This is a genomic window from Caproicibacterium sp. NSD3, assembly GCF_053613275.1.
Map to the genome: position 1 here is coordinate 1,170,068 of NZ_CM132119.1, position 24,097 is coordinate 1,194,164.

General features: G+C 41.8%; 24 protein-coding genes and 5 tRNA genes. All 29 read right to left on the reverse strand.

Translation table 11 applies throughout. The annotated features are described in order from the left end of the window. Positions 1-5: 5 nt before the first annotated feature. Positions 6-79: transfer RNA gene (locus tag ACVS9P_RS05820), tRNA-Cys, on the reverse strand. Between the two features lie 5 nt (positions 80-84). Then, positions 85-160, reverse strand: a tRNA-Gly gene (locus ACVS9P_RS05825). A gap of 2 nt (positions 161-162) precedes the next feature. Next, positions 163-238: transfer RNA gene (locus tag ACVS9P_RS05830), tRNA-Phe, on the reverse strand. A gap of 3 nt (positions 239-241) precedes the next feature. After that, positions 242-318, reverse strand: a tRNA-Asp gene (locus ACVS9P_RS05835). Positions 319-323: 5 nt separating this feature from the next. Beyond that, positions 324-400, reverse strand: a tRNA-Val gene (locus ACVS9P_RS05840). Positions 401-453: 53 nt separating this feature from the next. Then, positions 454-1,227, reverse strand: a complete 774-nt coding sequence (locus ACVS9P_RS05845; protein ID WP_452102663.1) for a class I SAM-dependent DNA methyltransferase — start codon at positions 1,225-1,227, stop codon at positions 454-456. After that, positions 1,224-1,553, reverse strand: a complete 330-nt coding sequence (locus tag ACVS9P_RS05850) for a YerC/YecD family TrpR-related protein (protein WP_452102664.1) — start codon at positions 1,551-1,553, stop codon at positions 1,224-1,226. The genes ACVS9P_RS05845 and ACVS9P_RS05850 overlap by 4 nt, the downstream gene beginning before the upstream one ends. A 71-nt stretch (positions 1,554-1,624) precedes the next feature. Next, entirely contained in the window at positions 1,625-2,923 is a 1,299-nt protein-coding gene (lysA, locus tag ACVS9P_RS05855) for a diaminopimelate decarboxylase (RefSeq protein WP_452102665.1), read from the reverse strand. Positions 2,924-2,929: 6 nt separating this feature from the next. Continuing rightward, positions 2,930-3,544 (reverse strand): ribosome biogenesis GTP-binding protein YihA/YsxC, encoded by a 615-nt coding sequence (yihA, locus tag ACVS9P_RS05860; protein WP_452102666.1) that lies wholly within the window; start codon positions 3,542-3,544, stop codon positions 2,930-2,932. A 15-nt stretch (positions 3,545-3,559) separates the two neighbouring features. Further along, positions 3,560-5,932, reverse strand: a complete 2,373-nt coding sequence (gene lon / locus ACVS9P_RS05865; RefSeq protein WP_452102667.1) for an endopeptidase La — start codon at positions 5,930-5,932, stop codon at positions 3,560-3,562. An 85-nt stretch (positions 5,933-6,017) separates the two neighbouring features. Beyond that, positions 6,018-7,343 carry an ATP-dependent Clp protease ATP-binding subunit ClpX gene (gene clpX, locus ACVS9P_RS05870; RefSeq protein ID WP_452102668.1) on the reverse strand — a complete coding sequence of 442 codons (1,326 nt, stop codon included), beginning with the start codon at positions 7,341-7,343 and terminating at the stop codon, positions 6,018-6,020. Between the two features lie 4 nt (positions 7,344-7,347). Then, entirely contained in the window at positions 7,348-7,950 is a 603-nt protein-coding gene (locus tag ACVS9P_RS05875; RefSeq protein WP_452102669.1) for an ATP-dependent Clp protease proteolytic subunit, read from the reverse strand. 49 nt (positions 7,951-7,999) lie between these two features. Beyond that, positions 8,000-9,394, reverse strand: a complete 1,395-nt coding sequence (gene tig, locus ACVS9P_RS05880; RefSeq protein ID WP_452102670.1) for a trigger factor — start codon at positions 9,392-9,394, stop codon at positions 8,000-8,002. 101 nt (positions 9,395-9,495) lie between these two features. Continuing rightward, positions 9,496-10,185, reverse strand: coding sequence for a metallophosphoesterase (locus ACVS9P_RS05885; protein WP_452102671.1), 690 nt, complete (start codon positions 10,183-10,185; stop codon positions 9,496-9,498). Positions 10,186-10,205: 20 nt separating this feature from the next. After that, on the reverse strand, positions 10,206-11,711 hold the full coding sequence (gene thrC / locus ACVS9P_RS05890) for a threonine synthase (RefSeq protein WP_452102672.1): 1,506 nt from the start codon (positions 11,709-11,711) through the stop codon (positions 10,206-10,208). A gap of 48 nt (positions 11,712-11,759) precedes the next feature. Continuing rightward, positions 11,760-12,119 (reverse strand): YraN family protein, encoded by a 360-nt coding sequence (locus ACVS9P_RS05895; RefSeq protein ID WP_452102673.1) that lies wholly within the window; start codon positions 12,117-12,119, stop codon positions 11,760-11,762. Continuing rightward, a complete protein-coding gene (locus tag ACVS9P_RS05900; RefSeq protein ID WP_452102674.1) occupies positions 12,112-12,750 on the reverse strand; it encodes a ribonuclease HII in 639 nt (212 codons plus the stop codon). Before ACVS9P_RS05900 ends, ACVS9P_RS05895 begins: the two co-directional genes overlap by 8 nt. Beyond that, positions 12,750-13,625: a ribosome biogenesis GTPase YlqF gene (ylqF, locus tag ACVS9P_RS05905; RefSeq protein ID WP_452102675.1), complete on the reverse strand. Its 876-nt coding sequence runs from the start codon at positions 13,623-13,625 to the stop codon at positions 12,750-12,752. The genes ACVS9P_RS05900 and ylqF overlap by 1 nt, the downstream gene beginning before the upstream one ends. Then, entirely contained in the window at positions 13,622-14,185 is a 564-nt protein-coding gene (gene lepB / locus ACVS9P_RS05910; protein ID WP_452102676.1) for a signal peptidase I, read from the reverse strand. The genes ylqF and lepB overlap by 4 nt, the downstream gene beginning before the upstream one ends. A gap of 90 nt (positions 14,186-14,275) precedes the next feature. Next, on the reverse strand, positions 14,276-14,620 hold the full coding sequence (gene rplS / locus ACVS9P_RS05915) for a 50S ribosomal protein L19 (protein ID WP_266163392.1): 345 nt from the start codon (positions 14,618-14,620) through the stop codon (positions 14,276-14,278). Positions 14,621-14,786: 166 nt separating this feature from the next. After that, a complete protein-coding gene (locus ACVS9P_RS05920) occupies positions 14,787-15,437 on the reverse strand; it encodes a TIGR03936 family radical SAM-associated protein (RefSeq protein ID WP_452102677.1) in 651 nt (216 codons plus the stop codon). Further along, a complete protein-coding gene (locus tag ACVS9P_RS05925; protein ID WP_452104675.1) occupies positions 15,424-17,253 on the reverse strand; it encodes a TIGR03960 family B12-binding radical SAM protein in 1,830 nt (609 codons plus the stop codon). The genes ACVS9P_RS05920 and ACVS9P_RS05925 overlap by 14 nt, the downstream gene beginning before the upstream one ends. Positions 17,254-17,337: 84 nt before the next feature. After that, a complete protein-coding gene (locus ACVS9P_RS05930; RefSeq protein WP_452102678.1) occupies positions 17,338-17,913 on the reverse strand; it encodes a site-2 protease family protein in 576 nt (191 codons plus the stop codon). Further along, positions 17,910-18,140, reverse strand: a complete 231-nt coding sequence (locus ACVS9P_RS05935) for a hypothetical protein (RefSeq protein ID WP_452102679.1) — start codon at positions 18,138-18,140, stop codon at positions 17,910-17,912. The genes ACVS9P_RS05930 and ACVS9P_RS05935 overlap by 4 nt, the downstream gene beginning before the upstream one ends. Positions 18,141-18,240: 100 nt before the next feature. Further along, positions 18,241-19,629, reverse strand: coding sequence for an NADPH-dependent glutamate synthase (gene gltA, locus ACVS9P_RS05940; RefSeq protein WP_452102680.1), 1,389 nt, complete (start codon positions 19,627-19,629; stop codon positions 18,241-18,243). Between the two features lies 1 nt (position 19,630). Further along, positions 19,631-20,473 (reverse strand): sulfide/dihydroorotate dehydrogenase-like FAD/NAD-binding protein, encoded by an 843-nt coding sequence (locus tag ACVS9P_RS05945; protein WP_452102681.1) that lies wholly within the window; start codon positions 20,471-20,473, stop codon positions 19,631-19,633. Between the two features lie 164 nt (positions 20,474-20,637). Further along, positions 20,638-22,116 carry a stage IV sporulation protein A gene (gene spoIVA / locus ACVS9P_RS05950; RefSeq protein ID WP_452102682.1) on the reverse strand — a complete coding sequence of 493 codons (1,479 nt, stop codon included), beginning with the start codon at positions 22,114-22,116 and terminating at the stop codon, positions 20,638-20,640. A 19-nt stretch (positions 22,117-22,135) separates the two neighbouring features. Further along, a complete protein-coding gene (locus ACVS9P_RS05955) occupies positions 22,136-23,656 on the reverse strand; it encodes a DUF3794 domain-containing protein (RefSeq protein ID WP_452102683.1) in 1,521 nt (506 codons plus the stop codon). 262 nt (positions 23,657-23,918) lie between these two features. Then, entirely contained in the window at positions 23,919-24,077 is a 159-nt protein-coding gene (locus tag ACVS9P_RS05960) for a hypothetical protein (RefSeq protein ID WP_180340764.1), read from the reverse strand. Positions 24,078-24,097 lie beyond the last annotated feature (20 nt).

Here is a 24,097-nt window from a genome sequence, read left to right on the forward strand (position 1 = left end):
TTCAGTGGAGGCGTCACCCAGATTTGAACTGGGGATCAGGGTTTTGCAGACCCATGCCTTACCGCTTGGCTATGACGCCAAAAATGGAGCGAACGACGAGGCTCGAACTCGCTACCTCCACCTTGGCAAGGTGGCGCTCTACCAGATGAGCTACATTCGCAATGGTGCCTCCGGGCGGAATCGAACCACCGACACGGGGATTTTCAGTCCCCTGCTCTACCGACTGAGCTACAGAGGCAAGTGGCGACTCGGAACGGGATCGAACCGTCGACCTCTAGCGTGACAGGCTAGCGTTCTAACCAGCTGAACTACCGAGCCACTGTTGGTGGGAACAATAGGACTCGAACCTATGACCCCCTGCTTGTAAGGCAGGTGCTCTAACCAGCTGAGCTATGCTCCCAACAGAGCGAATACTTTCGTATCAGCGACTTATATATGATACTATATATTGCTTTATTTGTCAATAACTTTTTCCATGTTTTTTACAGATGATTTTTCAGAAACCACCAAAATTCGCTCTGTATGATCTGTAGGAGCGTTAAAAGTACAATCCTCATAAACCGCACACATCTGCAGGCCTGATAGTTCTAATAAAGAACGAATGTCATCGATAGGATAGGCATATTCATAAAAATTTTCATGACTTCGGCGATAAATTTCCCCTTCTCTTTTAAAGAAATCCAGAGAAATAGAGACTCGATTTTCCCGTTCTTCATAAAGATTCTGCCAGACACAATAAATAGGATCAAGATCATAAACAAAAGTATGATCTGCTAAAACATGCTGATGTTTGTATGGTGTATTCAAATCAAAAACAAAATATCCATTTGGCTCCAGAAATAGAGAAACTTTTTGAAAAGCTTTTAGAAGTTCTTTTTTCCCGGATAAATGATTCAAACTGTCTAAAGTACAAAAAACCGTATCGATTGTCCCGTAAAGATCTAAATTCTGCATCTTTTGACAAAGAAATAAAATTTCTTCTCCCGCTGCAGATGCCTTTTGCTGTGCAATCGAAAGCATATCAGGGCTGGCATCGATTCCGTATATATCAATTCCCATTTGTTTCAGTTCCAAAGTCAGGCTGCCAGTACCACAGGCAAGATCCAATGCAAGCTTAGGAGTATGTCCAAATTGTGCCAAAACCCGGCGCAGGTATTGTGCCAGCGCCGGGTAATTAACATCTTTCATTAGATGGTCATAATAATTTGCAAAAGCCGAATAACTCATTTTGATTTTGTATCTCCGGTCTCTGATTCACTTTTGGGGACATCTTTTATTCGGCTAAACACCAAACTATAACCGTCACATCCATAATGCAAAGACCGATTGACACGGCTAATCGTTGCAGTAGAAGCACCGGTTTTTTCTACAATATCACTATAAACACGTTTTGTGCTAAGCATATGAGCTACCACAATTCGCTGAGACATTGCTTTAATTTCTGGAACAGTACAAAGATCCTCAAAAAAATTATAACATTCTTCTGCGGACTTTAAAGATAAAATTGCTTCAAATAAAAAATCGACATTATCGTCTTTTAATTTCGAATTCATTTTTACTCACTCCTCATCTTCCTGAATATATATTTTAGCACAGAAAAGAGAAAAAGTAAATCGTTCAGCCATTATAAATCATTGTGAATAAGATCCTCATAGGTTTCCCGCTTTACAGCAATACGGGTCTTTCCATCATGAACCATCACAACGGCAGGACGTGGAATCCGATTATAATTAGAAGCCATGGAATAATTATAAGCTCCAGTCGAAAGCACTGCCAGTAAATCGCCTGCTTTACACATCTGCAGTGGAGCATCCTTCTGAATCAGATCCCCTGATTCACAGCATTTTCCTGCAACCGTGACAATTTGATTTGCAGGCTGGTCCGCATGGTTTGCTATAATGACAGTATAATCGCTCTGATAAAGCGCATAGCGTGGATTATCGGTCATACCACCGTCAATGGAAACGTATGTACGGATGTTGGGAATTTGCTTTACAGTCCCAACCGTGTACAGGGTAATACCAGCTTCTCCTACAATAGAACGACCTGGTTCGATATAAATTTTAGGCTCTGTAAAGTCGTATTCTTTACATTTTTGGCCGATCGCTTCTGAAACTTTTTCCATGTAAGACTCATAAGGGAGTGAATTGTCAGAGGAAACATATTGAATGCCAAAACCGCCTCCCAAGTTTAACTCCGGTAACATGACGCCGGTTTCTTTACGAATCTGCTGCATAAAATCCATCATAACTTGAGCTGCCAGTACGAAGGGTTGTAATTCAAAAATTTGAGAGCCAATATGGCAGTGCAGTTCCAAAAGTTTCAGGTTTTTCGCATGAATTGCCATTTTTACTGCCCGCATGGCTTCACCGGTCTCCAACGCAAACCCAAATTTAGAATCAATTTGTCCAGTCCGTATAAACTGATGAGTATGTGCATCAATGCCAGGCTTAATGCGCAAGGAAACTCCAACGGTCTGATGAAGCTTTCCGGCCATTTCGTCCAACATCTTGAGCTCGTCAATATTATCAATAACAATGTGACCTACGCCCGAATTAATTGCGTAAGAAAGCTCATCTGGCGTTTTGTTGTTTCCGTGCATTTGAATTCGTTCTGCCGGAAATCCTGCTTGTAGAGCTGTGTACAATTCACCTCCGGAGACAACATCCAGACCCATTCCCTCTTCATTGATGATCCTGCACATTTCCTTACAGCAAAAAGCTTTGCTAGCATAAAGCGGCATTCCATTCCCATGATAGCATTTTTTGAAAGAATTCTGATACATTCGGCAGATACTGCGGATTTTATCTTCATCCATTACATAAAGAGGCGTTCCGTATTCCTGTGCTAATTTTGTAGTATCAATCCCACCAATTGTCAGATGTCCCTGCTGATTTACAGCTAGATGATCAAAATTCAGCATAAAATTTCATTGCTCCTTATTGATTTCCCGCAAAGATGGCATTGAGTTTATATTTTCATCAATGCATTTTCGCAATACTTCCACTCCTTCTCCAGTTTGAGAAGAAAAGGGAACCACTCTTATATTATGTTCCCCAAATAATTCCTGAAACATTTTTAGATTGAAAGCTCTTTGCGTTTTATTCAGTTTATCACTTTTTGTTATAGCAATCAAGAACGGAAATCCGGTATTCTCAAGAAAAGATACCATCTGTAAATCATCAGCCGATGGCTCGTGACGCATATCGATAATCTGAATAATCAGTCGGATATCACGCTTCATCGAAAGATATCCTTCTACCAATTCAGCCCAACGCTTTTTTTCAGAAAAGGAAACTTTTGCATAACCGTATCCTGGAAGATCCACCAATCGGCAGTTTTCGAGCCGATAAAAATTAATCGTTCCTGTTTTGCCAGGCTGTGAGCTCACTCTAGCCAAAGATTTTCGATTTAACAGCTTATTAATCAACGAAGATTTACCAACATTTGATTTTCCTGAGAATACAATTTCTGGCATCGTTGAAAATGGGAGCTGATCTGAACGGCCAAAAGAAGCTTCAAAATCAGCAGTTTCAATTTTCATTTGAGAGATCCTTTCTTATTGTAAAGGGACAGGCTTTTTGGTTAGCGCAACATTTAAAACCTGTTCAATTTCTTCGACAGGAAGAAATTGAACAGACTTTTTAACTTCTGTATCTACTTCTTCCAAGTCCGGAACATTTTCAGATGGGATCAAAACCGTTTTGATTCCTGCACGGTAAGCTGCCATCGTTTTTTCTTTTAACCCACCAATCGGCAAAATCCTGCCAAGAAGGGTAATTTCACCGGTCATAGCAACATCGTGACGAATCGGAATACTGGTCAAAGCAGAAGTGATTGCAGTAGCCATCGCTGCACCGGCACTGGGACCGTCTTTCGGGATAGCCCCCTCTGGAGCATGAATATGAATATCATATTTACTATAAAAATCAGTTTGAATTCCAAGTGATTTGGCTCTTGTACGAATACAACTGATGGCCGTTTTTGCAGATTCCTTCATAACATCTCCGAGACTTCCGGTCAGTTCAATCTTTCCGCTGCCATCCATGACTGCAACTTCAATTGGCAGCATTTCTCCCCCAACTGTTGTCCAGGCCAATCCATTTACAAGTCCTACCTGATCTTTTTTATTCTGATTTTCTTCCCGGAATTTTTTTGGCCCTAAAAACTCTTCCAAGTTTTTTGCGTTCACATGAATGACTATTTTAGGGTTTTTAACAATTTTTATTGCACTTTTTCTGCAGATTTCCGAGATCATACGTTCCAGTCCGCGGACTCCCGCTTCCCTTGTATAACCATCGATTATCGCATGAATAGCAGAAACAGAAATTTTTAGCTGGTCAGAGTTAATCCCATTCTTTTTCAGCTGTTTTGGAACCAAATGTTTTCCTGCAATATGAAATTTTTCCTGATGAGTATAACTACCCAAGGTAATCACATCCATACGGTCATAAAGCGGAGCAGGAATTGCAGAAGCATCATTTGCAGTCGTCAAAAACAATACATGACTGAGGTCGAATGGTAAATCAATATAATGATCATAAAACGTTGAGTTTTGATCCGGGTCCAATACCTCTAACAAAGCACTGGAGGGATCTCCTCGAAAATCATTTCCGAGTTTATCAATTTCATCCAAAAGAAGAAGCGGATTGTTGACCCCCGCCTGCCTGATTGCATTAATAATTCGTCCCGGCATAGAACCAATATAGGTCTTGCGATGCCCCATGATATCGGATTCATCTCGAACGCCACCCAGCGAAACTCTAATATATTTTCGCCCAATCGCTTCTGCAATCGAGTGTGCAATACTAGTTTTACCAACTCCAGGAGGTCCAACAAGACAAATAATCTGCCCCTGCATCTTTGGGTTCAGCTTTTTAACCGCTAAGGATTCTAGGATTCGCTCTTTTACCTTTGTTAGTCCGTAATGATCACGATCCATAATCTTTTTCGCTTTTGAAAGATCAATATGTTCTTTAGAAGAAACATTCCATGGTAAAGAAAGGCAAATATCCAAATAACTCAAAATAACGCTGGCTTCATGAGAGCCTTCAGGCATTTTAGCCATTCGATCGCATTCTTTTAGTAACTTTTCCTGCTGTTCTTTCGGCATTCCAGCCTCTTGAATGCGTTTGCGCATTTCGTCTGCTTCTTCTGCAGGGGTATCATCCTCTCCCAATTCGTCAGCGATTGCACGCATTTGTTCCCGAAGATAGTAGTCTTTTTGATTCTCATCAATTTGCTCTTTTGCCTTTTCCTGAATTTTATTTTCCAGGGACAACACTCGAATTTCATCTTTCAATATACGTGAAAGTTTCTGCAGTCTACTGAAAGGAGAAAGTTCTTCCAAAAGTTGTTGCTTTTGCTCATAATCAAAATTAATGTTTGCTGCAATATAATCCGCAAGGTCGCCGCAATTCTTCTTTTCTAAAACGCCGATCACAAGATCCGGAGCAATCTGCGTATAGTTTCGAATATACTCTTCAAACTGTGTACGAACATATCTCATTTGTGCTTCTTGCCGCGGAGTGACCTTTTTCGTCACCTTTGTGGGAAGAATTGCAACTTCAGCAGAAAGATATTCCGTATCATCTTCTGACATAGAAATGATTTTCCCACGAGAAATTCCTTCAACGATTACTCGAATTCCCTCATCGGAGCGTCGTATCACCTGTCTGACTTTAGCAATTACTCCGATCGAATAAAGATCGTCTTTGCCTGGGTCATTAACTGTTAGATCTTTCTGAGCGACCAAAAAAATTTTTTGCTCTTGATCCATAGAGCTCTTTAGCGCTAAAATGGATTTTGGGCGTCCTACATCAAACTGCAGAGACATTCCAGGAAACACGACAAGTCCCCGTAATGCCAAAACAGGAATCAGAGGATGTTCAGCACTAACTAATTCGACTTTTTTTTGTGTTTCATTGCTCATTGTAAAACTCCTTATTGAAAAAAGCTGCCGCAGGGGAAAATCAATTTATTCCCCACTTACAGCAGCCTTATATAAACAAAATAAATTAAGCCGTATCTCTGCGCCCATGTTTTTTGTTGGCAGAACGCGGAATGGAAACCTTGATTTTTACCGGTTTCCGGTCTGGGTTACGAATAATTTCAGGATCTGTTCCATTCTCGACTGTATCTTTGTTAACCGTTATCTTCTCGATTGTGTAGTCGGAAGGTACATTATACATCAATTTTGTCAGAATGTTTTCCATCGTAGAACGCAACCCACGCGCACCAGTATGACGTTTAACGGTCATTTGTGCAATAGCGAGCAAGGCGTCTTCGGTAAATTCCAGATCCACTTGATCCAACTGAAAAAGCTTTTGATACTGTTTGACAAGGCAGTTTTTCGGCTCTGTCAAAATACGGACCAAGGCTTTCTCATCAAGACCGCTTAAAGCTGTAATAACCGGCAGTCGACCCACGAGTTCTGGAATAATTCCAAATTTCACGAGATCATGAGGGACGACTTCCGACATCCAATCATGCGAATCCAGTTCAGCTTTGCTATGAACTTCTCCGCCAAACCCGAGAGAAGTCGAAGCACTTCGACGTTCAACAATTTTATCAAGACCGTCAAATGCGCCGCCACAAATAAACAAAATGTTCGTTGTGTCAATCTGAAGAAATTCTTGCTGAGGGTGCTTTCTTCCTCCCTGCGGAGGAACATTCGAAACAGTCCCTTCCAAAATTTTCAAAAGGGCTTGTTGGACTCCCTCGCCGCTGACATCGCGTGTGATAGAAGGATTTTCTGACTTGCGAGCAATTTTATCAATTTCATCAATATAAATGATGCCATGTTCTGCTCTTTCAATATCAAAATCAGCTGCCTGAATCAAACGCAAAAGAATATTTTCAACATCTTCGCCTACATAACCGGCTTCCGTCAATGTAGTTGCATCTGCAATGGCAAAAGGGACATCCAAAATTTTTGCCAGCGTTTGTGCCAGCAGTGTCTTTCCAACTCCGGTTGGTCCCAGCAGAAGGACATTGCTCTTTGTCAGATCAACATCATCGCTGTGCCCATAGTAAATGCGTTTATAATGATTATAGACGGCTACAGAAAGCGCCATTTTTGCACGATCCTGACCGATTACATATTCATCAAGAGATTTTTTAATTTCCCGAGGTTTCAGCAGCTCTTTTGTTGTACCGGATTCTAAGTCTGTATGGCGTGTTGAGAGATTCATCTCATCATCAAGAATAGACTTACATAGCTCGATACAAGAGTCACAAATATAAACTCCAGGGCCTGCAATTAGGCGGCGAACTTCACTTTGCGGTTTTCCGCAAAAAGAACAACAAAGCTCGCGATCTCCAAATTCTTCATTTGAGCCCAAACAATCACCTGCTTATCTCTGTTTTATGATCTTTAATGATTTTATCAATCAAACCATATTCCAAAGCTTCTTCCGGAGTCATAAAATGATCCCGATCAGTATCACGCATAATATTTTCGATCGGCTGACCAGTACGCTCTGCAAGGATTTGATTCAATAATTCCTTTTTCTTTGCCAAGTAACCAGCATGGATCATGATATCAGATACCTGTGACTGAGGGACGCCTCCGCTTGGCTGATGAATCAAAATATCAGTGTGCGGCAATGAAAAACGTTTTCCCTTTGCACCGGCGGTGAGAAGGAATGCTCCCATACTGGCAGCTAATCCCATGCAGATCGTCGACACATCACATTTAATATACTGCATCGTATCATAAATTGCCATACCGGCTGTTACAGAACCGCCGGGGCTGTTGATATAAAGACTGATGTCCTTCGTAGGATCCTGTCCTTCCAAATACAGCAGCTGTGCTACTACTAGATTAGCGGAAGTGTCCGTAACTTCTTCTGTCAACATGATGATGCGGTCATTTAATAGGCGGGAAAAAATATCATAAGAACGCTCGCCATGGTTTGTCTGCTCAATTACATATGGAACTAAACTCATTTAAATTGCCTCCAAACTTCATTAAAAGATTAGGCAAAAGAAAGGCAGCTTATTCAGCTGAAGTCTCTGATTCTTTCTTTTCGCTTTTTTCTTTTGTTGTTTTCGCTTTTGAAGACTTGGCTGCTTTTTCGTTCGACTTCTCAGCGGATTTGCTGTTTTCGCCTTCCGTAACAACTGCATTATCCCGGACGAAATCCATTGCTTTTCCAGCTTTTAAATCTTTGGAGAGGTCTTCTGCAGGAATCGCTTTTTTCACTTTATCAACGTCAAGGTGATATCCTTCAGCCAGCTTCTGGTATTCTTTTTCAAGGTCTTCTTCCGTAGGCTTTACATTTTCCAGCTCAGCAATTTTTTCAAGTGCCAAACGCAGCTTTACCTGACGCTCAGCCTGTGGGCGCATATTTTCGCGCATTGCTTTTTCGTCCATGCCTGTATATTTCATATAGGATTCCAAATTGAGTCCCTGAGACTGCAGCCGATAAGCAAATTCGTTGATATCCTCACCAATACGATTTTCGAACATTGCTGCAGGGATTTCTCCTTGGAGCAGTTCAACCATCTTATCAATCAGCTGATTGTCAACATCATCTTTTGCAGCATTCTCGCGGCTCTCAGTCAGCTTCTTTTCAACATCCTTCTTATATTCATCCAGAGTATCAAAGTCACTGACGTCTTTTGCAAAATCGTCATCTAATTCCGGAAGCTCTTCCTTTTTGACCTCATGTACTTTGATCTTAAAGACAGCTTCTTTTCCCTTCAAACTTTCTTCCTGATAATCTTCAGGGAAGGTCACCGTGATATCAAATTCATCATTTGCTTTATGACCGACGATCTGGTCTTCAAATCCGGGGATAAACTGTCCAGCTCCAAGATTCAAGCTGTAATTTTCAGCTTTACCACCCTCAAAAGCTTTTCCATCGACAAAGCCCTCAAAATCGATCTCTGCGATATCGCCGTTCTGAGCAGTACGATCTTCTACAGTGACCATACGAGCATTTCGTTCCTGTATTTTCTTCAGTTCAGCCGCAATATCATCTTCAGTGACTTTTACAGGAGGTTTTTTTGCTTCAATACCCTTGTAATTTTCAATGGTAACTTCTGGTTTTGTAGTAATAGTTGCTTTAAAAACAAGGCCTTCTTTTTCAGCAGAGACCAAGTCAAAATCAATTTTGTCCTCAATCATTTCCAGATTAGCAGCTTTCACAGCTTCTTCCAGAGCGCTGGGATAAACCTCATTGATAGCATCCTCATAGAAAACATTTGCGCCGTAATATTTTTCAATAAAAGGACGCGGAGCTTTTCCTTTACGGAATCCCGGAATATTAATACGATTTTTCTGCTTTTTATAGGCATGATCGACTGCCTTTTCAAAAGTATCTCCGTCAACTTCAATTTCTAACTGATAGCGGTTAGTTGCAACCTGGTTGGATGATTTCAAACTCATTTTAATTTCCTCCTGCGAAATAGCAAATTATCTTAATAATTATAACATAGTCATTCTGTTTTTTCTATACAAATATGGAGAATTTATAATTTGTTTAACATTTATCGCACTAAAATCGGGCAAAACTTCAAATAATCACAAGAAATCAAATGCATTTGAATGCCTTTATAATCTCCTGTGATTGCACGCCGCATTGCCTGACTACCGTGAATATGTCCAAAATAGCATTCCTTGATATGATTTTCCAAAAGGACATCCAAAATTTCAGTACATTCGTTTCCATCATAAACCGGCGGATAATGAAGAAAAGCAATCGGAGTTCCTCCGAGTTTTTTGGCTTCATCGAGAGAAGTTTTCAGTCTGCCGACTTCTCTGTTAATCACTTTCTGATCTTCTGGTGTTTCCGCATTATAAAGCCATCCACGCGAGCCAAAGACAGCGATATCTCCTACCAATTCAGCGGAATTGTGAATGATTCTCAAAGTGGAAAATCCATTCTCCGCTAAAAAGTTTTCCATCTTTCTGCGCGTAGACCACCAATAATCATGATTTCCCTTGAGAATCAGTTTGGTTCCCGGAAGCTGATTTAAATAAGTGAAATCAGCCTTCGTATCCTGCAGATTCATCGCCCAGCTAATGTCTCCGGCAATTACGACCGTGTCCTCCGGTTTTATAAAAGAGACCCAATTCTTTTGAAGACGTTCCGTATAATTTTCCCATCCGTGAAAAACATCCATAGGTTTGTCTGTTCCCAAAGAAAGGTGTAAATCAGCAATTGCAAACAGCGACATATCCGGGCTCCTGTTCTTTTTTATTCTGCATCTGAAAATTTCAAAACTTCCTGTTTCATTTCTTCCGGGTGACAGCTTTCTGTAAAACGAACTTTTTTATCAGACAGCGCCTTGATTGGTTCCGGAATTTCAGTATCGCTTAATTCTGAAAGCTTTACTGCCTTCTGAAAATCATCCTCAGAATCATAAGGTTTCTCTAAAATAGCGCTTAAGACATTATCTGAAAATTTATAGGGACTAGCGGTTGAAGCGATTATCGCAGGAATTTTTTCATCCTTTGTCTCAGAAAGATACTGATGATATACGTTCACTGCAACAGCAGTGTGTGGGTCGCACAGATAATGTTCGTCGCAAAACAAATCATGAATCGTTTGCTTTGTGCTTTGATCACTGCAGCAGCCTGCCCAAAAAAGATCTTTTAGAGAAGCCTTTACAGAATCAGTTACTTCATACCGTCCTGCTTTTGAAAGAGAATCCATCCACTCGCGAACCTGACGATCGGATTTTGTCAAATGGCTCAACAGACGTTCCAGATTGCTGGAGATTAAAATATCCATAGATGGAGAAATCGTTGTATAGAACGTTCTGTTCCGGTCATAAATTCCAGTGCGGATGAAATCGGTGAGAACATTATTGGAATTGCTGGCACAGATCAGCTTATGAACTGGGAGCCCCATTTGCTTTGCATAAAAAGCCGCCAAAATATTTCCAAAATTTCCGGTTGGAACAACGATATTAACCTGTTCGCCCTCTTTGATCCTTGATTCTTTTACTAAATCACAATAAGCAGAAATATAATAAACGATCTGAGGAAGAAGACGCCCCAAATTAATAGAATTGGCGCTTGAGAACATTTCTCCGCATTCCGATAGTTTCTGGCGGATTTCTGAATCGGTAAAGAGCTTTTTTACCCCAGATTGGGCATCATCAAAGTTTCCGGCAATCGCACAGACAAAAACATTTTTTCCTTCTTGAGTAACCATCTGGCGCTTTTGCATGGGACTGACCCCATCTTCCGGATAAAAAACAAGAATCTTTGTCCCCGGAACATCACGAAATCCTTCCAAAGCTGCTTTCCCAGTATCTCCGGAAGTAGCCACCAAGATAATTGCCGTTTTATTTGCTTGAATCTTTTGAAGGCTCTTTGTCAAAAGATGAGGCAAAAGCTGAAGTGCCATATCTTTAAAGGCACAGGTTGGGCCATGCCACAACTCCAAAAGATACAAATTGGCACTGTCAATATTTACAAGAGACAACGGCGCAGGGCCACCTGGAAATTTTTCTTCTGTATAAGCTCTTTTTACGCAGTCTTCAATTTCGTCTGTGCTGAAATCCGTAAGATACATAGAAAGAATTTTCTGAGCACGTGTTTGGTAATCTGCATTTTGCAGAAAATTAAAATCCTGCTGTGTCAATTTCGGAAATGTTTCCGGAACAAAAAGTCCCCCGTCTTCACAGATCCCCTGCGCGATTGCCTGTGCGGAAACTGCCTCTTGTGAAAAATCTCTCGTGGACCGATATTCCATATCAGATTGCCACTTCCTTTCCGTAATAATAAAATGCTAATAATTATTTTATTCGCTTTGGAATGCGTTTTCAAGATACTGGATTTTCCCCACCGTATCATTCGGTCCAACTTCAATTCCAATAGCATCAAACCTTGGCTGAAGATCAGAAGGATATTGTAAAAGCCAAGTCTCAGAGGTCATAATCATTTTGTGCTGCTTTTGCGGAGTAATCGCTTCCATAGGGGGTACCATTGCATGTTTTCGCCGCGTTTTTACTTCTACAAAACTGATAAATTCCCCATTGCAGGCGATGATATCGATTTCGCCATACCGAGAATGAAAATTTCTCGCTAAAATTTTCCAGCCACGTTTTATCAAGTAATCAGCGGCAAGTTTCTCTCCCCAATCTCCAAGTGAATTAGCCATTTGATTCACCGAGAATCTTCTTTAAAAAGCTAGTGCGATGAATTGGGCAGGGACCATATTGGAGCAGCGCCTTAACATGTTCGGCGGTTCCGTATCCCTTATTTCTCGCGAAACCATATTCCGGATAAAGCTCATCTAATTTGATCATCAAACGGTCACGGCTCACTTTCGCCATAATAGACGCAGCGGCAATATTTTCACTGCTGCCGTCTCCCTTGATAATCGTGCGAACTTTTATCCCGTCACCAAGAAAAGGCATACGATTTCCATCGACCAATGCAAGATCCGGTTTTATAGGCAGTGCTTCCACCGCACGGCGCATTGCAAGAAAAGTTGCCTGCAAAATATTGATTTGATCAATTTCTTGTTCAGTTGCAAATCCGACCGCCCAGCCGACAGCTTTTGTTTTAATAATGGCAAATAATTCTTCGCGCTTTTTAGGCGATAACTTTTTAGAATCATTGACTCCCGGAATCACACATCCAACCGGCAGAATTACCGCAGAGGCAAAAACAGGGCCGGCTAAAGGGCCGCGGCCGACTTCATCTATTCCGCAAATTTGTTGGAATCCTTCACTCAAAGCTGCTTTTTCATAAAAGAGCCAGTCTTTAGGGCCTTTATTTTCCTGCATTATTTGCTTTCCTCCGGAAGTTCCAAAGTGATTCGTCCAATTTTAGCACTCCTAAATTCATCCAGAACCATAATAGAAGCACGTTCTGTATCAATTTCCCCGCCGGGAATCAGCATCCCACGTTTTTTCCCAACCAGCTGTAAGATTTTCCATCCTTCTAGCTTCTGTAGGTCTGTTTCATCCAGCTTATAGCGGGAGCAGAGATTCTGCGGATAGAAGCGTACCAAAAGTTCCAATAACCTGGAAGCAAGCTGTTCCGTATCCAGAATATCATCTTTAACGGCTCCTGTAAAAGCGAGATGTTCTCCAACGATCTTGTCCTCAAATTTTGGCCAGAGAACGCCGGGAGTATCCAGCAAATCAAATCCTTTTCCGATAGTAAACCATTGGTTGGAGCGCGTAACGCCCGGTCGATCTTCTACATTGGATTTGCTAGATTTTGAAAGGCGATTAATCAAAGAGGATTTTCCGACGTTTGGTACTCCGACTACCATGATTCGAATGGTCCTCCCCACCATGCCCTTTTTCTGCCATGCAGAAATTTGTGGAGCCAAAACTTTTTTTACTAAAGGAATAAATTGATTTAAGTCTTTTCCACTTTTACAGTCCAGTGCAATGGCAGGAGTGCTTTGTTCTTCAAAAAAGTGAATCCATTTTCTAGTAGCCGAAGGGTCAGCCATATCGCTTTTATTCATTAGAATAACACGCGGCTTTTTTTGAATCAATTCTCCTAAAATCGGGTTTCTGCTGCTGATCGGAATGCGGGCATCAATTAACTCAGCCACTGCATCAACCATTTTTAAACTTTTTTCAATCTGCCGCCGAGTCTTTGTCATATGCCCCGGAAACCATTGAATTGACTGTGCCTCACTCATGAAACGATTCCTCCCATCCGATCAAAAGGGAATATAACGAGCAAAGCCTTGCCAATTATATCTTTCTGATCAATAAATCCAATATCAGCGCTCCGACTGTCTTTTGATACGGAGCGGTTATCCCCCAGAACAAACACATGCCCCGAAGGAACGGTCAGCGGAAACTGCAGATCGGATTCCTGATCGGTGCGGTTGTTTCCTATATATCTGGTTTCATCCAGTTCGACTCCGTCAACGGACACTTTTCCCGAAGTACGATCAATATCTACTGTCTGATTTTCGGTTGCAATGACACGTTTGATCAGGGGAACTTCTTCAGAACCATTCGGCGCAATTACCACAACATCTCCGTTAACGGGCTTTGTGTAAATTCCGGTTAGAAAAACACGATCCCCGGAATATAAATTCGGAATCATTGAAGTACCATCCACTTCTGCCACACGGAAAAACGCAGAAAAAAACAACGTCACTATGATCAAAGCCGCAATGATTGCTTCGACCCATTCATAAATACTAATTACTCTGTGATTCTTTGAAGTGTTTTCTATATTGCGCTTCACTTTCTTACTCCTTTTCGGAACAAAACTTTTTAAAAGTTTAAAGATACAAAAAAGGGACACTCTCATGTCCCTTCTCATCTTTTCGATTGTTTATTTTACGATTTCACGAAGCTTTGCAGCCTTGCCCACGCGATCGCGTAAATAATAAAGTTTTGCTCTGCGGGTATGGCCCTTACGAACCAGTTCTACAGATTTTACGTTCGGAGAATGAACAGGGAATACACGCTCGACGCCAACCCCATAAGCGACGCGGCGAACGGTAAAGGTTTCACTGATTCCGGAACCTTTGCGTGCAATGACAGTTCCTTCAAACAGCTGAATACGTTCACGATTTCCTTCGCGAATATTTACGCTTACTTTTACAGTGTCGCCCACTTCAAATTTCGGGGGCTCTGCTTTAATGGAATCCTGAGAAATTAATTTTAATGCGTCCATGATTTTCCTCCTAAAGATTTAGACATTCATGCAATTTTCTGCAGAGGACTGTCCGTTTTCAATGTCGTTTACGACGGGCATTGAACTCCTCCGGGGAGTCCGGAGATTTCCAAATGCTTTTATATTTTAGCACAAAGTGATTAAAAAGGCAAGAAATTTTTATAGTTCATACAAATCTTTTGAAACTATTGTCATAAAGTTCAGTCCTTACAATTTCAGCCTGCTTCGAAAAGGAAAATTCCTTTTCGGCACAAGTTAAGATGAGCGAAGGATTCAGATTGAATTGATTGCCTGCCGGCAGTAAAACATCAATTAAAATTCCTGTTTCCGCTTTTTTAATGGAAAACTTTTGAATCTCCGGCCGAATATCCAAATCAATCCAACCGCTTTTTGTGTGTTTTGGTACAATCAGATGTTCCTTTTTCATCATGTTCTGAAATTGTTCAGAGAGTTCATCCGGATTATCGCAATCAATTTTCATTTCATAAGAGGCAAAAGTAATTGCCGATGATTTCATAACAGGTTCCGTCACATCAAGGATCGGCAAATCTCGCGGTAACGCTTTCTTTAGTCGTTCTTTGATCTCCTCATTACTGATCTCGCCTTCTATCCGAAAATCAAAGCTTTCGCGAAGTCCATAAAATCCAAGGCTCAACGGAAGTGCAAAGGTTAAATACGCGTGCGTATTAAAGCCCTTTGTATACCACAACGGTATTTTTGCGCGCTGCGCTGCCCGAGCAATACAGCGGCTTAAGTCCAGATGAGAAATATACCTTGCTGCGCCTATTTTCTGGAACCAAATTCTAACGCTTCTCATAGCAGATTCCTCCTCCAAAGCGTGCTGCTCCGCATGCAGAACAGGATTCTCTGCAGTTTGGCGTTGTCGCCGCGCAATATGCCTTTTTGCATTCATTGATCAAAAATTCTTTTTTAATTCCATAGTCAATATGGTCCCATGGAAGAATTTCGTCAAAGCTTCTTCTGCGATTGGCATAAAAAGCAGGATCAATCCCACAGTCCTTAAAAACAGACAGCCAGTTTTCCAGAGAAAAATAATGGTCCCAACCATCCATGCGCATATGGCGCTTATTTGCTTCCAAAAGAGCTTTCCCTAGCCGACGATCTCCCCGTGCAAACACAGCCTCTATTAAGCTGGTAGAAGCGTCATGCCAGTTTGTAGTGATTTTATGAGAACGAACTGACTGCACCAAAACATGCTGTTTTTCGAGCATCTGCTCCATAGTGTCCTGCGGTTCCCATTGAAACGGTGTAAAAGGTTTTGGAATAAAGGCAGAAGCACTAACCGTTACCTTAACACCCTTTCCCTTTGGCTTATTAGGATTTTCGTAAAAAGCATCCACTACTTTCTGAGCAAGCTGTGCAATTCCTTCTACATCCTCCAAAGTTTCAGTGGGAAGTCCCAGCATAAAATAAAGCTTAACGGTTGTCCAACCACCGGAAAATGCAGTGTTTACCGTTTTTAAAAGCTGTTCTTCTGTAATGTTTTTATTGATGACATTCCGCATACGCTGCGTTCCGGCTTCCGGAGCAAAAGTAAGCCCACTTCTCCGTACGGATTTAATTTTATTCATCATCTCATTTTGGAATCCGTCGACTCGAAGACTCGGCAGCGAGATGCCGATTTTCTCATCTTTTGTCCACTCAAGGAGCTTATCCAGCAACGGATTGATCTGAGAATAATCACTGGTACTCAGCGAAGACAATGAAACTTCGTCATATCCTGTGCTTTCGCAAAGATCTTTACACTGACGGTTGACCGTATCCGCGCTTTTCTCCCGAACCGGACGATATAGAAATCCGGCCTGGCAGAACCGGCAGCCGCGAATACATCCGCGAAACACCTCTGAAACTGCACGGTCATGGATAATTTCAAGAAATGGAACCATGCATTTATCCGGAAAATAACAATGATCCATATCGAGCATCAATCGCTTTTCGACCCTTTGCGGTGCTCCATGAGTCGGCGTAATCGCTTTTACAGTACCGTCCTCATGATATTGCACCTCATAAAAAGAAGGTACATAAACACCTTTAATCTTAGTGGCAGCCTCCAAAAATTCTTCTTTTGAGGCACCGCGCTTTTTATATTCCCGATAAAGGTCGCAGACCTCTAAATCTACTTCTTCCCCTTCTCCAACAAAAGCAAGATCAATAAAATCCGCAATCGGCTCCAGATTGCAGACACATGGTCCCCCTGCCACCACAAGATTCTTGAGCTCTTTTCTGTCTTTAGATAATAGAGGAATCCCAGACAATTCCAGCATATTAAGGACATTGGTATAACAGAGCTCATACTGCAGGGTAAATCCGATGATATCAAATTCAGAAAGTGCGTCGCCGCTTTCCAAAGCGCAAAGAGGTGTGTGCGTTTCTCTCATAAGCTCTTCCATATCTGTCCACGGTGCAAATGCACGTTCACACCATAGATAATCCGGAAGATTCAGCTCACTATAAAGAATCCGCAGCCCCAAGTGAGACATTCCGACTTCATAAATGTCCGGAAAGCAAAAAACAAATCGCAAATCGATATTCTTTAGATCTTTTTGAATACTGTTGAGTTCTCCGCCTACATAACGTCCCGGTTTTTGAACTTTCGGAAGCAAAGCTTCCATTTGTTTATTAATCACAGAAATCCTCCCAAAAAGAATTCTCTCTATTATATCGTGCTTTCGAAAAGTTTTCAAGCAGTTCGCATTTTACTTCAGCAACAGAAACGCCATTAAGTAAACACTACAAAGTAATAAAGAAAAATTCCATTTGGAGTGAAACAGAATGATAAAGCCGAGAATGCCTAACGGAACAAGGATACAAAAGGAAATTATTTTTAAAATCTTCTCGACTGTATTTTCCGGGAAATAGAGACAAAGCAAAGAAAAAAGGGCCTGCCCCCCATCCAAAGGAATCACAGGAAGCAAATTAAATAATCCCAAAGCCAGATTCATCTGTGCAAAAAGGGTTTGATTTCCCAGTGAAAAAAGAAGCCCTCCGAGAAGAAGATTTACTGCCGGACCGGAAAGGTTCACCAGACAATCTTTTTGATAAGAAGTCTTTTCTGAAGATGCGCTGATTTCTGCTCCAAATGCTGTCAGACAGATTTTTTTAGGAATTCTTCCGCAGAGAATCATCATAAAAACATGGGACAGTTCATGAATTGCAGCCGCAAGCAGGCCATAACTCAAAAATCCGGTAGTATCCAGCATCAGCAGCAGAGAAATCATCAGCAGAAAGGATATTCTGATCGTAAATTCACAGTGACAAATCTCAAATTTCATATTTGACTGTTGCTGTTATCATAGGAAGGAAATACTGGAATCAACTGGCGTTCCCAGTCTTTTACCTGATCATTCGGTAAAATATTTTGTTCTGCCTGCAGCTGATACCAACTGCGAACCTGCCCATAAATGGGTTGATTTACAGTTTTTAAAATAATTGCCGCTAACAATGCGCCAACACAAACGATTAGTTGAACGACGCGTAAAAGCTTTTCTCCTTCTTTCATAAAAAGCACCTCCTCGCTTTTATCTTATGAAAAAAAGAGGACGAACATGCAAAGAGCAGGAAAAGCATTTACGCTTTTCCTGCTCTTTGAAAAAAGAAATTTATTTTTTTGACTGGATATATTCATCAATAGAAGCTGCGGCTGTTTTTCCGCCCCCCATTGCAAGAATAACCGTTGCTGCACCGGAAACCGCGTCCCCTGCAGCATAGACTCCTTCACGGGTTGTCTTCATGGAATCATTTACTACAATACAGCCTTTCCGGTTAGCTTCGAGTCCTTCGGTTGTAGAACGGACCAGCGGGTTAGGCCGATTTCCGATTGCCATGACGACACAGTCTACTGGAATTTCATAATTGCTGCCCGGGATTTCGATCGGACGGCGGCGGCCGGAAGCATCCGGCTCTCCGAGTTCCATCTTAATGCACTCAATTGCTTTTACATGACCATTTTCGTCTCCGAGAATTTGAATCGGATTGCGCAGAAGATCAAACTTTACGCCTTCTTCTTTTGCATGGTGAACCTCTTCTTTTCTGGCCGGCATTTCCTCTTCGGAACGACGATAAACAATCGAAACTTCTTCGGCGCCTAAACGTAAAGCGGTTCTGGCAGCATCCATGGCAACATTTCCACCGCCTACAACAGCAACTCGTTTGGGCTTAATCATAGGAGTATCATAATCGGGATTATAAGCTTTCATCAGATTGACACGAGTTAAAAACTCATTTGCAGAATAAGTACCGACTAAATCTTCTCCGGGGATATTCATAAAGCTTGGTAACCCTGCTCCGGTCCCGATAAAGACCGCCTCATATCCCATAGAAAAGAGTTCATCTACATCCAATACTTTTCCCATAACCATATCGGTTTCGATAGAGACGCCAGCTTCACGCAAACCGTCAATTTCTTTTTGAACAATTTCTTTTGGCAGACGGAACTGCGGAATTCCGTACATCAGTACGCCACCAGCTATATGAAGAGCTTCAAAGACAGTCACTTCGTATCCTTTTGCAGCTAGATCTCCTGCACAGGTAAGACCAGCCGGGCCAGCACCAATTACTGCTACCTTGTGGCCATTTTTAGAAACTGTTTTCGCAATATCTTTTCCGTGCTTCATATGCCAATCTGATACAAAGCGCTCCAAGCGGCCAATTCCAACCGGTTCCCCTTTAATTGCGCGCACACATCTTTGTTCACATTGGGTTTCTTGAGGGCATACACGGCCGCAAACTGCCGGAAGAGAATTTGTCAATTTAATTTCATTATAGGCTTCTTCAAATTTTCCATCCGAAGCATAAGAGAGAAAAGTAGGAATGTGTACCCCTACAGGGCATCCACCGACACATGGACTGTTTTTGCAGTTGAGGCAGCGCTTTGCTTCTTCTTTTGCCATCTCTTCTGTATATCCAAGACAGACCTCTTCAAAATTATGCCGCCGTACTTTCGGATCCTGCTCCGGCATCAGAGTTTTTTCCATTTGCATATTCGGCATGTTATTTTACACCTCTCATCAATCTGCAGTTTTCTTCTCTTGCTGCAGCACGTTCCTGATCAAAATAGGTCTTTGAGCGCTTAATCGTTTCGTCAAAATCGACCTTAAACCCGTCAAAGTCAGGACCATCTACACAAGCGAATTTTGTTTCTCCGTCTACTGTCAACCGACAGCAGCCGCACATTCCAGTGCCGTCAATCATAATGGGGTTCATGCTGACAATCGTCGGAATTCCATATGGCTTTGTGACACCTACTACCGCGCGCATCATGACAAGAGGTCCAATCGCGACAACTAGGTCATAATCGGCACCATCTTCAATGTTTTTCTGGAGAGCATTCGTGACAAACCCTTTATTTCCGTTGCTGCCATCATCTGTCATTAAGAACAGACGACTCGAAGCTTTTTTCATCTCATCTTCTAAGATAATTAAGTCTTTGTTTCGAAATCCTGCAATGACATCCACTTTCGTTCCCATTGCATGGAGTGCTTTTGCCTGCGGATAAGCGATTGCACATCCTGCTCCGCCGCCGATCACCGCGGCATGTTTATGTCCACTCAGTTCACTGGCTTTTCCCAAAGGTCCTACAAAATCCAGGATCTGATCCCCTACGTTCAACTGATCCAGCTTCATTGTTGTTTGTCCAACGATCTGGTAAATAATCGTAATCGTTCCCTTTTCGCGGTCATAATCTGCGATTGTTAAGGGAATTCGTTCGCCGCGCTCATCTACTCTAAGAATAATAAACTGTCCGGCTTTTGCTTTTTTTGCAATGAATGGGGCTTTCACTGCCATCAGTGTCATGGAGTCATTGAGTTTCCGTTTTTCTATAATTGGAAACATATGCTTCACTCTCCTTTGTTTATTTTGAACTGTGCAAAAAGAAGTTGTAAAATAATTAACATACTATTTAGTATACCCTGATTTGCTTTTTTTTCAATAAAAAAAAGCGATTTAATACACAAAATGTATTAAATCGCTAAAATTTTAGTTTTGTATTAATTTTTTTATAAAATGATGCAAATTAAACCGTTGCAGCCATCGTTGATGATTCGTTCAATGGTTTCACGCAGCTTATTGCGTGCGTCCTCCGGCATTCTGCTGAGCTTGTTATGTAAACCTTCATTCACAACTTCATGCAGATTCTTTCCGAACAAATTTGATTCCCAGATCTTCCCAGGATTTTCTTCAAACTCCTTCAGCAGATAAGTAACCATCTCCTGGCTTTGCGCTTCGCTGCCGACGATCGGAGTAATCTCTGTTGTAATATTTGTTTTAATCATATGGATTGCCGGTGCAGAGGCCTTTAGACGGACTCCATACTTTCCGCCCTGACGGATAATTTGAGGATCTTCCAATGATAATTCATTGATTTCGGGCATTACGATTCCATAGCCTCCGGCTTCTACATCATGATAAGCATCTTTCAGCTTATTATACTCTTTCTGCATATCTGCAAAACGAAGCATACAGGATAATAAATCCCCTTCGTTTTCAATAGACAGGCCGGTCTTTTCGCCCAATACTTGATAGAAAAGCTCTTTTTGCAGATGAATTTCAATGCGGGCTTTTCCGGTTCCAAGATCAATTGATTCCGTCTTTGCACTCTCAACATACTCACACCCACAGATTTGTTGAGTAAGCGGCGTAATATCTCTGATCCGGCTAATTTTAACTGCATTTTGCTGAATGGAACCATAAACCGCACTGCGCAGCCAATGCTCTTTTTCCAAAGCCGAAAGCCATTTAGGCATATCCACTTTAATTTCTTTGACAGGAAATTCAAAAAGAACTTTAGAAAGGATTTCGCGGATTTGTTTTTCGTCAAGTTCCAAGCAGTTGACGGGCAAAACTGCGACTTTATATTTTTGTTCCAGTTGAGAAGCCATTGCTCTTGTTTCTTCTGACTTGGGATCCACGGAATTCAGCAGAACGATAAATGGCTTTTTAATCTCTTTTAATTCTTTGATGACACGTTCTTCTGCTTCCTCATATTCTTGTCTCGGAAGATCACTGATAGATCCATCTGTTGTGACAACCAATCCAATCGTAGAGTGTTCCGTAATTACCTTTTTCGTACCGATTTCCGCTGCCATATTAAATGGAATTGGGTCTTCGTACCATGGTGTCATCACCATACGCGGCACGTCATTTTCGATATACCCCAAAGCACTCGGAACAATATATCCAACACAATCGATCATACGCACTGAAAAAGCGGCGCTCTGATCGATCTGAATTCGAACAGCCTGCTCCGGAATAAACTTTGGCTCTGTAGTCATAATGGTTCTGCCGCCTGCAGACTGTGGAAGCTCATCGACGGCACGATCTTTTTTCGCTTTCTCCTGAATATTTGGGATCACGATTGTATCCATAAATTTTTTGATAAAGGTGGATTTTCCGGTACGCACCGGTCCAACCACGCCGATATAAATATCGCCATTTGTTCTCTGGGCAATATCATCGTAAAGATTACGCTCTTCCATTTGAATATTCCCTCCTCTCTCACATTGGAATTAATAGCATGCCGGATGCCGATGTAGCGTCCTCCGGCAAATCGTTTTCTTTTCTGATAGCAGAGAGGCTACTGCAGTAAGTACGTGCAATAGACCAAAGATTTTCTTCCTGCGATGCAAAATAGAGACTGAGTGCTGCGGTATGATCCAAAACCTTTGGCTTGCTCTCGTCCAAAGCTGCATCAGTAATCAGATTAATCGTCTTTTGCTCATAAAGTTCAGCTGTAATTGTAAGTTCCGCTCGCAGATCAAGACCGGCATCTGTTAAACGATAACTTAGATCCGTCAGAAAAGCTTGTGCAGTGCAATGAATCGTTCCGGTTCCTTCAAATGCTTTACTGAGAGAAAATTCCGTTGTTCGTTCAAAGTAAAATGGTGTGTTTTCTGCGTTGACCGCCAGTACACAAACATTCATTTTGCCCGAGAATTTCAGTTCTCCATTTTCAACAGAACCGGATACGGTACAGGTTTCGTTCCAAAGATCAAGGACTTTGGTGATAGGACTTTCTCCCTCTATCGAAAATTTATGGGTACAGGTATCCGAAAAAAGCTGTTTTAGACTCTCAATTTCCTGCTGCTTTTTTGTAAGCGTCAGTTCACAGGTGCGGGAATAAGCATCCTGTAAAATGGATTTTTGCTGCTCTTCATAACAAGTAACAGAGGCAGTTAAGCGAATATGCGTTTCAAAAGTAGTAAGTTCGCCCGAGTAATCCGTATGAATTTGAACGGTAACAGAGGAAACCGAAACTTCCAGAGAATAGAGGCTATCCTCTGTCATGGAATCACAGGCGATCTCCTGATCAAACGGCATGGTATATTCCATCGTTTCGGGCGGCATGCTCTCTTCTGCAGAAGCATAAAGGATTTTCAGACGAACTTCTCCACTGATTTGAAGTCCATCTGCCATCGGTGTTTTTTCTTTACAGAAACACACCGCTTGAGTACGAAGGATTCGATCTGCAGGCAATTTTCCCTGCGGCAGTTCCAGATTATCTTCCAAAGTAAATGGTTGCCGGAAGCAGCCGGAGCCGGTGGTATACTGCAGATTCTGGGGAAGTTCTTCTACACTCTCTTCATTCACAGAGGAAACAGCTTCTACATTGCAAGCTCCATAAACACGAGCGCAGATAGAAAAAGCTCCATGGATGTCCAATCGACGTGGACTTGTAGCCCGACAGTTAACGTATTCCATCTTGAGATACGCATAAATTCTTGGATTTTCCACGGTACGCTTTAAAGAAATGGTTGACAGAAAAGAATCCTCCATCTCATAACTGCGGACAACCATTCCACCCGAATCCAGATAAAAGACACGTACAGTGTAAGTCCCTTCCACTTCCAGATGATCCCCGGAGGCACTGCAGGATGAAATAGCCGGGCATACCTGACATTTCAAAATCTTCTGAATATCCGGACAATAATCGGGAAGGCTGACGTCTACATCCACTGGCTGTTCCTGACAGCCGTTATAAACCGCTTCACTTGCGGTGAGTACCTCACGGTTCAGCATGTTCGATCTCTCCTTTTTGTAATTCTGTGTCATTCATATTCAAATAACCTGCAAAATATGAATCCTCTGTCCACAAAATCTATTACCAAATAAAAAAAGACTCCTTTTTTAAGGAGTCTTTTTTGTTTGATACAACATTTTTTCTTTAAAATTCAGGAATGTACGGGCTCTTTGTCGATATGAAACAGATGCCTAAGGAGAAACGCCAAAAACTTTGAACTGTGGACAACAACAATTTTCAAGATAATCCCTCCCGTAATTTTCAGCGGTGAATCAATGCAGCGCCGAGACAAACAATAATGATTGACATAACAAACAAGGTGAATCCAGACGGAAAACAGCAGGCAAGTGTCATGCCTAATCCGAATGCAACTGCATAGCAGGCACATTTTCCGTCTTGAAAGCAGCGTGGTCTGCGCATTGTCTCACCGCCCTTACTGG